At 69.2% G+C, this 13,191-nt stretch carries 12 protein-coding genes; all 12 read left to right on the forward strand.

The genetic code is table 11. The features are described from left to right. The first annotated feature begins 2 nt into the window (after positions 1-2). The 12 genes from ABIC63_RS10240 (at position 3) to ABIC63_RS10295 (ending at position 13,183) form a co-directional block, all read left to right on the forward strand. Complete coding sequence (locus ABIC63_RS10240) at positions 3-1,322, forward strand: aromatic ring-hydroxylating dioxygenase subunit alpha (protein ID WP_354319654.1); 1,320 nt, start codon at positions 3-5, stop codon at positions 1,320-1,322. A gap of 2 nt (positions 1,323-1,324) precedes the next feature. Then, positions 1,325-1,822 carry an aromatic-ring-hydroxylating dioxygenase subunit beta gene (locus ABIC63_RS10245; RefSeq protein ID WP_354319655.1) on the forward strand — a complete coding sequence of 166 codons (498 nt, stop codon included), beginning with the start codon at positions 1,325-1,327 and terminating at the stop codon, positions 1,820-1,822. A 13-nt stretch (positions 1,823-1,835) separates the two neighbouring features. Beyond that, positions 1,836-3,464 carry an AMP-binding protein gene (locus tag ABIC63_RS10250; protein ID WP_294371460.1) on the forward strand — a complete coding sequence of 543 codons (1,629 nt, stop codon included), beginning with the start codon at positions 1,836-1,838 and terminating at the stop codon, positions 3,462-3,464. Beyond that, on the forward strand, positions 3,464-4,639 hold the full coding sequence (locus ABIC63_RS10255) for a thiolase family protein (RefSeq protein WP_354319656.1): 1,176 nt from the start codon (positions 3,464-3,466) through the stop codon (positions 4,637-4,639). Before ABIC63_RS10250 ends, ABIC63_RS10255 begins: the two co-directional genes overlap by 1 nt. A 31-nt stretch (positions 4,640-4,670) precedes the next feature. Further along, positions 4,671-5,924, forward strand: a complete 1,254-nt coding sequence (locus ABIC63_RS10260) for an SDR family NAD(P)-dependent oxidoreductase (protein ID WP_354319657.1) — start codon at positions 4,671-4,673, stop codon at positions 5,922-5,924. 22 nt (positions 5,925-5,946) lie between these two features. After that, positions 5,947-6,768 carry a cyclase family protein gene (locus tag ABIC63_RS10265; RefSeq protein ID WP_354319658.1) on the forward strand — a complete coding sequence of 274 codons (822 nt, stop codon included), beginning with the start codon at positions 5,947-5,949 and terminating at the stop codon, positions 6,766-6,768. Further along, a complete protein-coding gene (locus tag ABIC63_RS10270) occupies positions 6,765-7,502 on the forward strand; it encodes an SDR family NAD(P)-dependent oxidoreductase (RefSeq protein ID WP_354319659.1) in 738 nt (245 codons plus the stop codon). Before ABIC63_RS10265 ends, ABIC63_RS10270 begins: the two co-directional genes overlap by 4 nt. A 217-nt stretch (positions 7,503-7,719) precedes the next feature. Then, the gene (locus tag ABIC63_RS10275; RefSeq protein ID WP_294371823.1) at positions 7,720-8,886 is read left to right on the forward strand and encodes an ABC transporter substrate-binding protein; all 1,167 of its coding nucleotides are present in this window, start codon (positions 7,720-7,722) and stop codon (positions 8,884-8,886) included. A 129-nt stretch (positions 8,887-9,015) separates the two neighbouring features. Beyond that, complete coding sequence (locus tag ABIC63_RS10280) at positions 9,016-10,161, forward strand: ABC transporter substrate-binding protein (protein WP_354319660.1); 1,146 nt, start codon at positions 9,016-9,018, stop codon at positions 10,159-10,161. 23 nt (positions 10,162-10,184) lie between these two features. Next, a complete protein-coding gene (locus tag ABIC63_RS10285) occupies positions 10,185-11,498 on the forward strand; it encodes an aromatic ring-hydroxylating dioxygenase subunit alpha (RefSeq protein ID WP_114803050.1) in 1,314 nt (437 codons plus the stop codon). Then, positions 11,495-11,974 (forward strand): aromatic-ring-hydroxylating dioxygenase subunit beta, encoded by a 480-nt coding sequence (locus tag ABIC63_RS10290; RefSeq protein WP_114803049.1) that lies wholly within the window; start codon positions 11,495-11,497, stop codon positions 11,972-11,974. The genes ABIC63_RS10285 and ABIC63_RS10290 overlap by 4 nt, the downstream gene beginning before the upstream one ends. 39 nt (positions 11,975-12,013) lie before the next feature. Then, positions 12,014-13,183, forward strand: a complete 1,170-nt coding sequence (locus ABIC63_RS10295; RefSeq protein WP_114803048.1) for an ABC transporter substrate-binding protein — start codon at positions 12,014-12,016, stop codon at positions 13,181-13,183. Positions 13,184-13,191 lie beyond the last annotated feature (8 nt).

The raw sequence follows: 13,191 nt of genomic DNA on the forward strand, positions 1-13,191 counted from the left end.
CCATGACACGCTACCGAGACAACCCCGATGCGATCCGTGCGCTGGTGCAGCCGCAGCAGGTGCACCGCGACCTCTACATCAGCCCCGAGCTCTTCGCGCTGGAGCAGGAGCACTTCTTCGCCAACACCTGGAACTACGCCGGCCACGACAGCCAGGTGCCGAAGCCCGGTGACTACATCACCGTGGACATCGCCGGTCGGCCGCTGATCGTGGTGCGCCACACCGACGGCACGGTCAGGGTGCTCATGAACCGCTGTGCTCACAAAGGCTCGCGCGTGGTCAACGGCGCCTGCGGCAACACCGGCAAGTTCTTCCGCTGCCCCTACCACGCCTGGACCTTCAAGACCGACGGCGCGCCGCTGGCCATTCCGCTCAAGAACGGCTACGAGGGTACAGCGCTGAAGGAGTGCGATGCGGCCAAGGGCTTGGTGCCGGTGCGGCATGTGCGGCTCTACCGCGGCTTCATCTTCGTCAAGCTCAATGACGTGGGGCAGGACTTCGAGGAGTACTTCGGCGATTCGCTCTCGTCCATCGACAACATGGCCGACCGCTCGCCCGAGGGCGAGCTGGAGGTGGCCGGCGGCTGCCTGCGCTTCATGCACCAGTGCAACTGGAAGATGTTCGTCGAGAACCTCAACGACACGATGCATCCCATGGTGGCGCACGAATCCTCGGCCGGCACCGCCAAGGCCATGTGGGCGGGCCAGCCGGCCGATGCGCCCAAGCCCATGGCCATCGAGCAGTTCGTGCCCTTCATGTCCGACTACCAGTTCTTCGACGGCATGGGCGTGCGGGTCTACGACAACGGCCACAGCTTCTCGGGCGTGCACTTCAGCATCCACAGCAAGTACTCGGGCATCCCGGGTTATGAAGAGGCGATGAAGGCCCGCTACGGGGACGAGCGCACGGCGCAGATCCTGGGCATGGCGCGGCACAACACCGTGTATTACCCCAATCTCACGATCAAGGGCGCGATCCAGGCCATTCGCGTGGCGCGGCCCATCGCGGTGGACCGCACGCTGGTCGAGAGCTGGACCTTCCGCCTCAAGGGCGCGCCGGACGAGCTGCTGCAGCGCACCACCACCTACAGCCGCCTCATCAACTCGCCCTTCTCGGTGGTGGGCCACGACGACCTTCAGGCCTACCGCGGCATCCAGGCCGGCCTGCATGCCAGCGGCAACGACTGGGTCAGCCTGCACCGCAACTACGACGAGAACGAAGGCCGCGAGCGCGAAGAGACGAGCAACGGCACCAACGAGCTGCCCATGCGCAACCAGTACCGGTCGTGGCTCAAGCACATGACTATGACGATGGGAGCATGACCATGGCCGAACTCACGCCCGCCACCGTCACCCGTGACCAACTGATCGACTTCGTCATGCACGAGGCCCGTCTGCTCGACGAGAAGCGCTTCGACGAATGGAATGCGCTGTTCACCGACGACGCCATCTACTGGGTGCCGCTCACGCCGGGCCAGCCCGACGGCCTGAACCACACCTCGCACCTCTATGAGGACAAGCTGCTGCGCGACCTGCGCATCGAACGCTTCAAGAGCCCGCGCGCCTTCTCGCAGCAGCCGCCCAGCCGCTGCCAGCACGTGCTGCAGCTGCCCGGCCTGGAGTCGCGCGACGAGGCCGCCAACCGCTTCGTGCTGCGCACGCCCTTCCACTACAGCGAGGCGCAGGCGGACGAGATGCTCTTCCTCACCGGCGTGGCCTGGCACCACCTGTGCGTGCAGGATGGGGCCCTGCGCATGGTGCTCAAGCGCGTGGACCTGATCAACAGCGATGCCGCGCTGCCGGCGGTTCAGCTCTTTCTCTGAAGTGAAGCCCGGCATGGACCACCGCACCATCCACGACGCCTTCGCGGCCAGCGCCGCGCGCACGCCGCAGGCGGACTTCCTCTACACCGAGCCGGTCACGGCCGAGGTCTATGGCATCGCATCCGGCCCCATCGCCTGGGCCGCAGCCGCCGCCGAGGTCGACCGCCTGCGCCTGGCCTATGCGCATGCCGGCTGGGGCCACGGGCACCGGGTCGGCCTGCTGCTGGAGAACCGGCCAGCCTTCCTGTATCACTGGTTCGCGCTCAATGCGCTGGGCGTGAGCGTGGTGCCCATCAATGCCGAGATGCGCTCGGCCGAGCTGGCCTACCTGATCGGCCACAGCGAGATCGGCCTGGCCGTCACGCTGCCGCAGCGTGTCCGCGACCTGGAAGCCGCTGCAGCCCAGGCCGGCCGAATGCTGCACACCATGGGGGCCGACGCCGCGGACGTGCCCGCACCCTCCGAGCCCGCGCCCCGCGCCAACGAGGTCGTGGGCCTGGGCACCGAATGCGCGCTGCTCTACACCTCGGGCACCACCGGCCGGCCCAAGGGCTGCATGCTGAGCAACGCCTACTTCCTGCGCGCGGGCGAGTGGTATGCAGGCCTGGACGGCGTGTGCGCCTTCCGCCGCGACCAGGAGCGGCTGATGACGCCGCTGCCGCTGAACCATGTCAATGCCATGGCCTTCTCGACCATGGTGGTGCTGGTGGCCGGCGGCTGCCTGGTGCAGCTGGACCGCTTCCATCCCCGCAGCTGGCTGCAGAGCGCGCGCGACAGCGGCGCCACCATCGTCCATTACCTGGGCGTGATGCCGGCCATGCTGCTGGCCGCCGCCGAGACGCCGGCCGACCGCGACCATGCGATCCGCTGGGCCTTCGGGGCCGGCGTGGACCGCAAGAACCACGCGCCCTTCGAGGCCCGCTTCGGCTTTCCGCTGGTAGAGGCCTGGGCCATGACCGAGACTGGCGCGGCCGCCTGCATCATGGCCAACCACGAGCCGCGCCACGTGGGCACCAGCTGCTTCGGCCGGGCTGAGGATTTCGTCGAGGTGCGCCTGGTTGACGACGAGGGACAGGACGTGCCCGCCGGCACGCCCGGCGAACTGCTGGTGCGTTCCAACGGCAGCGATCCCCGCCGCCACTTCTTCGGCGGCTACTTGAAGGACCAGACGGCCACCGACGAAGCCTGGCAGGGCGGCTGGTTCCACACCGGCGACATGGTCCGGCGCGACGAGTCAGGCAGCCTCTATTTCGTCGACCGCAAGAAGAACGTCATCCGCCGCAGCGGCGAGAACATCTCGGCGGTGGAGGTCGAGAGCGTGCTCAACCAGCACCCGGCCGTGAAGGTGTCGGCGGTGGCCGCCACGCCCGATGCGGTGCGCGGCGACGAGGTGCTGGCCTGCATCGTCATCGACCCCGACGCCGCGGTTGAGCCGGGCGAGGCGTTGGCCGCGGACATCGTGCGCCATGCCCTGGCCCAGCTGGCCTACTACAAGGCGCCGGGCCACGTTGCCTTCGTCGATGCGCTGCCGCTCACGGCCTCGCAGAAGATCCAGCGCGGCGAGCTGCGGCAAATGGCACAGGCGCTGCCCGGCACTGCGGCCTGCTTCGACACCCGCGCCATGAAGAAGAGGCAGGACTGATGGGCCGCAGACAACGCAGCAACTACGACGGCGTGGCCGTGGCCGTGCCGGTGACGGTGCCCTACCAGCGCTATTCCACCGAGGGTGCGCACTTCTTCCTGGGCAGGGCCGTGCGCGCGCTGCTGGAAGCCAGCGGCATCGCCAAGGACGACATCGACGGCCTGTGCCTGTCGAGCTTCTCGCTGGCCCCCGACACTGCCGTCGGCGTCACGCAGCACCTGGGCCTGTCGCCGCGCTGGCTGGACCATGTGCCCACCGGCGGCGCCTCGGGCGTGATGTGCCTGCGCCGCGCTGCGCGCGCGGTGCAGTGCGGCGATGCGGACGTGGTGGCCTGCGTGGCGGCCGACACCAACCATGTCGACTCGTTCCGCCAGACGTTGGGCGCCTTCAGCAACTTCGCGCGCGACGCGACCTACCCCTATGGCTCGGGTGGACCGAACTCTATCTTCGCGATGATCACCGCGCATTACATGCGGCAGTTCGGCGCGCGGCGGGAGGACTTCGGCCGCATCTGCGTGGCGCAGCGGCAGAACGCGCTGGGCAACCCCAACGCCATGTTCAAGAAGGCGCTGACGCTCGACGAGTACATGGCGGCGCGGCCCATCTCCGACCCGCTGCACCTGTTCGACTGCGTCATGCCCTGTGCCGGCGCCGAGGCCTTCCTGGTAATGACGGCCGAGCGGGCCCGCGACCTGGGTCTGCCGTACGCCACGGTGCGGGGCAGCATCGAGCGCCACAACGCCTTCGCCGATGACCCGATCATGGTGCGCGGCGGCTGGGCGCGCGACCGCGACGACCTGTATGCGCAGGCCGGCGTGCAGCCGAAGGACATCGACTTCATCCAGACCTACGACGACTACCCGGTCATCGTGATGATGCACTTCGAGGACCTGGGCTTCTGCGACAAGGGAGAAGGCCCGGCCTTCGTGCAGTCGCACACGCTCACGCACGACGGCAGCTTTCCCAACAACACCAGCGGTGGCCAGCTTTCGGCCGGCCAGGCGGGCGCCGCGGGCGGCTTCCTGGGCATGACAGAGACGCTGCGCCAGCTCACCGGCCAGGCCGGGCCGCGCACCGTGCCCGACGCGCAACTGGGCCTGGTGGCGGGCTTCGGCATGGTCACCTACGACCGCTGCCTGTGCACGGGCGCCGTGATCCTTGGGAGACAGGAATGAACCGCCCATCCGCCATGAGAAGGGAGGCGCCATGACCATGCCCCTGATGCGCCCCAAGCGCAAGAACCCCGTCCTGCGTACCCGCCAGATGAACCTGCCGCCCTGGGCGCGCGGGCGCGAGGCGCTGGGCATCACCGCCGCGGCCGCCGAAGGCCGATTCGAGCTGCAGGTGTGCGAGGAATGCGGCACCGTGCAATACCCGCCGCGCGGCGCCTGCAAGCAGTGCCTCTCGACCGAACTGCGCTGGCGACTCCAGACCGGCGAGGGCGAACTGCTCAGCGCCACCACGCTGCACCACAGCAACGACCTGTTCTTCCGCGAGCGCCTGCCCTGGCGCCTGGGCATGGTCAAGCTGGACAGCGGCCCCTCCCTCATGGTCCACCTGCATGGCGAGGTGGGCGAGGCACCGCAGCGCGTGCGCGTGGGTGCCCGGCTCGACCGCGCCGGACAGGCGGTACTGATCGGATTCCCTTTTGAAGGAAGCACACACATGGCCGACGACCCGATGCTGCGCGAGATGACCAGCGACCCCAAGTTCCGCAAGGTGCTGGTGACGGACGGCAAGACGCCCGCCGGCCAGGCCCTGGTGCGCGCCCTGGTCAAGGCCGGCGCCGACATCGTCTGGGTCGGCCATGCCGAACCCTGGAAGCAGCTGGGTGGCCTGGAGGACATCAGCGCGCTGCCGCAGGTGACGCTGGTGCCGCTGGACCTGACCAATGGCCGCGCCATCACCGAGCTGGCCGGCTCGATCGGCGGCAAGGTGGACATCGTCATCAACAATGCGGAGGTGCACCGCACCTTCGGCATCGGCGCGCGGCGCGGCACCGACGTGGCCAAGCTGGAGATGGACATCAACTACTTCGGCCTGCTGCGGCTGGCACAGGAGTTCGGCCCGGCGCTCAAGGGCCGCTCGGCCGATGGCGCGATCGGGGCCACCGCCTGGGTCAATCTGCTGTCGATCTACGCGCTGTCCAACTTCCCGCCGCACGGCACCTTCAGCGCCAGCAAGGCCGCGGCCTATTCGCTGGCGCAGTGCCTGCGGGCCGAGATGCGGCCGGCCGGCATCCGTGTCATCAATGTCTTTCCCGGCCCCATCGACGACGAATGGAACCAGCACATGCCACCGCCCAAGCTGGGCCCGGACGCGCTGGCCAATGCCATCGTGAAGGCGCTGCGCGACGGCGTGGAGGACGTCTATCCCGGCGACGTGGCGCAGGAATGGCTGCAGCGCTGGCGTGACAACCCCAAGGTGCTCGAGCGCGAGCTGGCGACGAATGGTGGATGAGGCCACCGGCAAGGAGACACCCATGAGCAATGCAACCCTGCCCCCCGCTGCGGCACCCACCGGCCTCGACGCCCTGGCCGGCCTGGTGAGCGCCCTGGCCACCGGCCGCATCCGCGTGGTCGACCTCACGCAGACGCTGACGCCCGAGTTCCCGCAGATCGCGCTGCCGCCCGAAATGGGCCAGTGCTGGCCCTTCCGCATCGAGGAGGTGTCGCGCTACGACGAGCGCGGCCCGGGCTGGTACTGGAACAACTTCTCCTGCGGCGAGCACACGGGCACGCACTTCGACGCGCCCATCCACTGGATCTCGGGCCGCGACCTGCCCAACAACGCGGTGGACACCATCCCCGTGCAGAACTTCGTGGCGCCGGCCTGCGTGATCGACTGCTCGCCGCAGGTCAAGGACGACCCGGACTACCTGCTCACGCTGGAGGACATCGCCAAATGGGAGGCCGCGCATGGCCGCATCCCGAAGGGCGCCTGGGTGCTGATGCGGACCGACTGGTCCAAGCGCACCGACCCGGCCGAGTACCAGAACTTCGACGAGACGGGCCAGCACACGCCCGGCCCAAGCACGGCGGCGGTGCGCTTCCTGGTGGAAGAGCGCGACGTGCTGGGCTTCGGCTCCGAGGCCATCGGCACCGATGCCGGTCAGGGCTACCACCTGCGCCCGCCGTACCCCTGCCACTACTACATGCACGGCGCAGGCCGCTACGGCCTGCAATGCCTCTGCAACCTGGACCTGCTGCCGCCGGCCGGCGCGGTGCTCATCTGCCCGCCGCTGAAGATCGAGAAGGGCAGCGGCAGCCCGCTGCGCGTGCTGGCGCTGGTGGGGGCGGCATGAGCGCCGTGCAGGACCGCGGCGTCGCCGTCGTCACCGGCGGCAGCGCGGGCATCGGCAAAGCGATCTGCCAGGACCTGCTGGATGGCGGCTGGGAGGTGGTCAGCCTCGCGCGACGGCCCGCCGACATCGCCCATGCGCGGCTGCACAGCATCGAGGTGGACCTGAGCGACCGCGCCGCCACGGCCCAGGCAGTGGCCGAGGTCGCGTCGCGCTGGCAGGTGACGACCGTGGTGCACAACGCTGGCGTGATCCGCGCCGCCTTGCTGCCGCAGGTGCAGCTGACGGACCTCGACGCGCTGGTGGACCTGCACCTGGGCTGCGCCGTGCAACTGGTGCAGGCCGCGCTGCCGGCCATGCGCGCCGCCGGCTTCGGCCGGGTGGTGCTGCTCTCTTCGCGCGCGGCCCTCGGTCTGGCCACGCGCACCAGCTATTCGGCCACCAAGGCCGGCATGCTGGGCATGGCCCGCACCTGGGCGCTGGAGCTGGGCGGCGAGGGCATCACCGTCAACGTGGTCGCGCCCGGGCCCATTCGCACCGACATGTTCTACGACGTGGTCGATGCGGGCAGCGAGAAGGAAAAGGCGCTCGCGGCCAGCGTGCCCGTCAAGCGCCTGGGCGAGGCCGCCGATGTGGCACGGGCCGTGCGTTTCTTCGTGGAGCCGGCCAACAGTTTCGTGACCGGACAGGTGCTCTACGTGTGCGGAGGCACCAGCGTGGGGAGCCTGACGCTCTAGGGCGTGCATCGGCGCACCATGCTGCGCCGCGGCTTTCCACCATGAGGACAGTCCCCTTGCAACGCCTGGATGTGCTCGCTAGGATTGTTTAAGACTAAATAATTGATAAGTCATGTGCCAGTGCGGCAGCCGCAGGAGCGTGGAAGAGGCGGCCCGTCGACACCGGCGTTGTTCCACCGTGTTGCCACCGAATCAGATGGAGTTCGCGATGAAGATGATGAAGTCACTACGTCCCCTGCGCAGCCTGGCTGCCCTGGCCTGCGCCACGCTGCTGGGCGCCGCGGCGCCCGCCGCCATGGCCGCCGACTACAAGGTCGGCTTCATCACCTCGCTGTCGGGGCCCGTCTCGTCGCTGGGCATTCCCTACCAGAAGGGCATGGCCGCGGCGCAGGCCTTCAAGGGCGAGATCGACGGCAAGAAGGTGCAGGTCATCCAGCTCGACGACGCATCGGACCCGAGCACCGCGGCCCGCAATGCCCGCAAGCTGATCGACGAGGACAAGGTCGACGTCATCATCGGCACGGCCGGCTCGCCCGGCGCGCTGGCCATCGCCGCCGTGGCGCGCGAGACCAAGACGCCGCTCATTTCCATCGCCAATGCCAACCTGCCGGGCGAGGAGGGCGCCTGGATGGTCACGCTGCCGCAGCCGGCGCCGCTGATGGTCAGCGCGGTGGTGGACCGCATGAAGAAGTCCGGCGTCAAGACGGTGGGCTACATCGGCTTCTCCGACGCCTGGGGCGACCTGGTGTACGACGCGCTGCAGAAGAGCGCCGAGCCGGCCGGCATCAAGGTGGTCTCCAACGAGCGCTATGCGCGCGCCGATTCGTCGGTGACAGGCCAGGTGCTCAAGATCGTGGCGCTGCGGCCGGACGCGGTGCTCACCGGCACCTCGGGCACGCCCGGCGCGCTGCCCTACCTGGCGCTGGCCGAGCGCGGCTACAAGGGCCAGATCTACGGCATGCATGCGCTGATCAACCCCGACTTCGTGCGCGTGGGCGGAGCGTCCGTCGAGGGCCTGCTGGCGCCCACCGGCCCAGTGATCGTGGCCGAGCAGCTGCCGGCCGACAACCCCATCCGCAAGGTGTCGATGGACTTCCGCGCCGCCTACCAGAAGGCCAACGGCGCGGCGCCCACCGATGCCTTCTCGGCCTACAGCTTCGACGCCTGGCTGATCTTCCTGGACGCCGCCAAGCGCGCCTCGGCCAAGGCCGAGCCGGGCACACCGCAGTTCCGCGTGGCCTTGCGCGATGCCATCACCAGCACGAAGGAGCTGGCTGGCACCCACAGCGTCTACAACTTCACGCCCAACGACCGCTACGGTTCGGACGAGCGCTCGCGCGTGGTCGTGCGGCTCGAAAAGGGCCAGTGGAAGCTGGTGCCCTGAGCCGCTTTCAGCTGCCCGGCATTTGGGCGACCGCTTTCGCACTTCGTTGAGCGGATGCCGGCGGCAGCCGCTCCGCCCGGCCGCTTCTTTGCTCCTTCCTTTTCTTTCCATTTTTCGGAGTCCCTCCCGATGGCCTCTCGTGTGCTTCGTCCCCTCGCCCTGCTGGCTGCCTCGGCCTTCGCCGTCGGCGCCTTCGCGGCCGACCTCAAGGTGGGCGTCATCAGCTCGCTCTCCGGCCCGGTGTCGGCGCTGGGCATCCCGTACGAGAAGGGCATCCGCGCCGCCCATGCGCAGATGCCCACCATCGGCGGCCGCAAGGTCGAGCTGATCGTGCTGGACGATGCCTCCGACCCGACCACGGCCGGCCGCAATGCCCGCAAGCTGGCCACCGAGGACAAGGTGGACGTGCTCATCGGCACCTCCGGCGTGCCGGGTGCCATGGCCATCGCCGCCGTGGCGCGCGAGCTGAACGTGCCACTGATCTCGCCGACGCCGGTGTCGCTGCCGGGCGCCGAGAACGGCTGGACGGTGTCGGTGTCGCAGCCCTTCGAGTTGATGGTCGCCGCCGTGGTGGACAAGATGAAGGCGGCGGGCGTCAAGACGGTGGCCTTCATCGGCTTCTCCGACGCACTGGGCGACCTGGCCTACGACTCGCTGGTCAAGAGCGCGGGCGAGGCCGGCATCAAGGTGGTGGCCAACGAGCGCTATGCGCGCACCGACAGCTCGGTGGCGGGCCAGGTGCTCAAGATCGTCGCGCAGCGGCCCGACGCGGTGTTCGCCGGCAACTCGGGCACGCCCGGCGCGCTGCCCTACCTGGCGCTGGCCGAGCGCAACTACAAGGGGCGCATCTACGGCACGCACGGCCTGATCAATGCCGACTTCGTGCGCGTTGGCGGCAAGTCCATCGAGGGCCTGGAAGTGCCCAGCGGCCCGGTGCTGGTGGCCGAGCAGCTGCCGGCCGACAACCCGATCCGCAAGGTGTCGATGGACTTCCGTGCCGCCTACCAGAAGGCCAATGGCGCGCCGCCGGTCGATGCCTTCTCGTCGTACACCTACGACGCCTACCTGCTGCTGGCCAATGCCGCGGCGCGCGCGAAGGGCGAGCCCGGCACGCCGGCCTACCGCCAGTCGCTCAAGGACGCCATCGTCGCCACCCGCGAGCTGGTGGGCACGCACGGCATCTACAACTTCACGCCCGACAGCCGCTATGGCTCGGACAAGCGCGCGGTGGTGATCGTGCGGATGGAAAAGGGCCAGTGGAAGCTGGTGCCCTGAGCCTCGGCTGACGACGCCCGGCCATGACCGCCTACCGCCACGACCCCGCCGCGATCCAGGCCCTGGTGCAGGACCGGCGCGTTCACCGCGACCTGTACCTGAGCCAGGAGCTCTTCGCGCTGGAGCAGGAGCGCTTCTTCGCCCGCACCTGGCAGTTTGCCGGCCACGCGAGCGAGGTGCCGGCTGCCGGCGACTACTGCACGCGGGAGATCGCGGGCCGGCCGCTCCTCATGGTGCGGCAGGCCGATGGCGGCGTGGGCGTCTTCTACAACCGCTGCGCTCACAAGGGCGCCCAACTGGTCACCGAAGAGCGCGGCAACACCGGCCGCTTCTTCCGCTGCCCCTACCACGCCTGGACCTACAAGCTGGACGGCGCGCCGCTGGCCCTGCCACTGAAGGCGGGCTACGAGGGCACGGGTCTGGCGCAGTGCGAATCGGGCCAGGGCCTGCAGCCCGTGGCAGGCGTCGCCGTGTACCGCGACTTCGTCTTCGTGCGCCTGGCGAAGGACGGCCCGGGCTTCGACGCGTACTTCGGCGACATCCTGCAGATGATCGACAACATGGTCGACCGCTCGCCCGAGCGCCGGCTGACGGTGGCCGGCGGCGTGCTGCGCAATGTCATCCACTGCAACTGGAAGATGTACCTGGAGAACATCAACGACACGGTGCATCCCATGTCCACGCATGAGTCGGCCACCCAGGCGGCCAACGCGCTGTGGAAGGACCAGCCGGCCGATGCGCCCAAGCCGATGGCCATGGAGCAGATCCTGCCCTTCGGTTCGGGCTACGACTTCTTCGATCGCATGGGCGGGCGTGTGTACCCCAACGGCCACAGCGTGCTGGGCACGCGCTTCAGCATCCATTCCAGCTATGCGCAGTTGCAGGACTACGAGGATGCGCTGCGCGCCGCCCTGGGCGAGGAGCGCGCCAACGAGGTGCTGCAGCGCTCGCCGCAAAACGCGGTGCTCTTTCCCAGCCTGTCGGTCAAGGGCTCGCCGCAGGCCATCCGCGTGATCCGACCTCTGGCGGCGGACCGCACGCTGGTGGAGGCCTGGAGCTTCCGCGCCGAGGGCGCCCCCGAGCTGCTGCTGCAACGTTCGATGAACTACAACCGGCTGGTGTTCTCGCCCATGTCGGTGGTTGCGCATGACGACGTGCACCTGTTCGAGAGCATGCAGCAGGGCCTGCGCGGCGAGGGCAACGAATGGGTCAGCCTGCACCGCGGCTTTGCCGAGGGCGAGCGCAGCGACGTGGTGGAAGAGACCAGCGGCACCGACGAGCGCCTCATGCGCAACCAGTTCCGCGCGTGGGCACGGTGGATGGGGGAGGCTGCATGACGCTTTCTGCCGAGGACTTCGTCGTCCACGAAGCCGAGCTGATCGACGACCGCTGCTGGGACGACTGGCTGGCCCTCTTCGCGCCCGATGGCCGTTACTGGATCCCGCTGCAGGGCGCTGCGCAGGCCGACGACCAGACCCACAACGCGCTGGCGCTCGAAGACCGGCTGCTGCTCGAACTGCGCGTCAAGCGACTGCACAGCCCGCGTGCCCATTCGCAGCATCCGGCCAGCCGTTGCCAGCATGTGCTGCAGGCACCTCGGCGTCTGTCCGCCACACCGGCCGGCGGCGAGTCCATCCGCCTGCGCACCGCCTTCCTCTACATCGAATCTCGCGGCCCGCAGCAGGTGCTGCTGGCCGGCCACTGCATCCACACGCTCGTGCCCGGCGGGCCGCTGGGCTGGCTGATCCACGAGAAGCGGGTCAACCTGCTCGATGCGGGCCAGCCGCTGCCGGCCATCCAGTTGTTCGTCTAGTCCCTTCCGTCCCTGCCTCTCCCAACCAGGAGTTCCTCCATGAAGAAGAAGCTGATGTCCCTCGGCCGCGGTGCGCTGGCTGCCGGTGCCCTGGTCGCGGCCGCGGTTGCCGCCCAGGCGGCCGACCTCAAGGTCGGCCTGAGCGTGTCGCTCTCCGGCCCGAACTCCTCGCTGGGCGTGCCCTATGCCAAGGGCATGCAGGCCGCGCTGGCCTACAAGGGCGAGATTGCCGGGCGCAAGGTGCAGCTCATCGTGCTGGACGACGGCTCCGACCCCACCACTGCCGGCCGCAACGCCCGCAAGCTGGTGGAAGAGGACAAGGTCGACGTGCTGATGGGCACCTCGGGCGTGCCCGCCGCCATCGCCATGGCGCAGGTGGGCCGCGATGCCAAGGTGCCGATGATCGGCCTCACGCCCATCCTGCTGAACCCGGCGGACAACGCCTGGGTGATGACGGTGGCCCAGCCCACGCAGCTGATGATCGACGCGGTGGTACAGCGCATGAAGAAGGACGGCGTGCGCAGCGTGGGCTACATCGGCTTCTCGGACGCCTGGGGTGACCTGGTGTTCAGCGCCCTCAACCAGGCGGCCAAGGATGCCGGCATTCAGGTGCTGGGCAACGAGCGCTATGCACGCTCCGACCAGTCGGTCACCGGCCAGGTGCTCAAGCTGCTGGCCATGCGGCCCGACGCGGTGATGACCGGGGGTGCCGGCACGCCGGGTGCCTTGCCCTTCCTGGCCCTGGCCGAGCGCGGCTTCAAGGGCAAGGTCTATGGCCAGCACGGGCTGATCAACCCCGACTTCGTGCGCGTGGTCGGCGCGGCGGGGCAGGGCGCGCTGATGCCCACCGGCCCCGTCATCGTGGCCGAGCAGCTGCCGGCCGACCATCCGACCCGCAAGATGGGCCTGGCCTTCCGAGACATCTACCAGAAGGTCAACAACGCGCCCACCAGCGATGCCTTCTCGGCCTATTCCTTCGACGGCTGGCTGGTGTTCGCCGACGCCGCCCAGCGCGTGCTGGCGGCCGGCAAGGGCGAGCCCGGCACGCCCGAGTTCCGCGCCGCCCTGCGCGATGCCATCTTCAGCACCCGCGAGGTGGTGGGCACGCACGGCGTCTACAACTTCAAGCCCGGCGACCTGTACGGCGTGGACGAGCGCGCCCGCGTGATCGTCACGCTCGACAAGGGCCAGTGGAAGCTGGCGCCCTGAGCGCCCGC

The organism is Pseudacidovorax sp. 1753 (assembly GCF_040544975.1).
GTDB lineage: Bacteria > Pseudomonadota > Gammaproteobacteria > Burkholderiales > Burkholderiaceae_C > Xenophilus.

Bases quoted from the DNA above. Each gene is read 5' to 3' on its own strand.
- ABIC63_RS10240 (WP_354319654.1), top strand. From the start codon at position 3: ATGACACGCTACCGAGACAACCCCGATGCGATCCGTGCGCTGGTGCAG.
- ABIC63_RS10245 (WP_354319655.1), top strand. From the start codon at position 1,325: ATGGCCGAACTCACGCCCGCCACCGTCACCCGTGACCAACTGATCGAC.
- ABIC63_RS10250 (WP_294371460.1), top strand. From the start codon at position 1,836: ATGGACCACCGCACCATCCACGACGCCTTCGCGGCCAGCGCCGCGCGC.
- ABIC63_RS10255 (WP_354319656.1), top strand. From the start codon at position 3,464: ATGGGCCGCAGACAACGCAGCAACTACGACGGCGTGGCCGTGGCCGTG.
- ABIC63_RS10260 (WP_354319657.1), top strand. From the start codon at position 4,671: ATGACCATGCCCCTGATGCGCCCCAAGCGCAAGAACCCCGTCCTGCGT.
- ABIC63_RS10265 (WP_354319658.1), top strand. From the start codon at position 5,947: ATGAGCAATGCAACCCTGCCCCCCGCTGCGGCACCCACCGGCCTCGAC.
- ABIC63_RS10270 (WP_354319659.1), top strand. From the start codon at position 6,765: ATGAGCGCCGTGCAGGACCGCGGCGTCGCCGTCGTCACCGGCGGCAGC.
- ABIC63_RS10275 (WP_294371823.1), top strand. From the start codon at position 7,720: ATGAAGTCACTACGTCCCCTGCGCAGCCTGGCTGCCCTGGCCTGCGCC.
- ABIC63_RS10280 (WP_354319660.1), top strand. From the start codon at position 9,016: ATGGCCTCTCGTGTGCTTCGTCCCCTCGCCCTGCTGGCTGCCTCGGCC.
- ABIC63_RS10285 (WP_114803050.1), top strand. From the start codon at position 10,185: ATGACCGCCTACCGCCACGACCCCGCCGCGATCCAGGCCCTGGTGCAG.
- ABIC63_RS10290 (WP_114803049.1), top strand. From the start codon at position 11,495: ATGACGCTTTCTGCCGAGGACTTCGTCGTCCACGAAGCCGAGCTGATC.
- ABIC63_RS10295 (WP_114803048.1), top strand. From the start codon at position 12,014: ATGAAGAAGAAGCTGATGTCCCTCGGCCGCGGTGCGCTGGCTGCCGGT.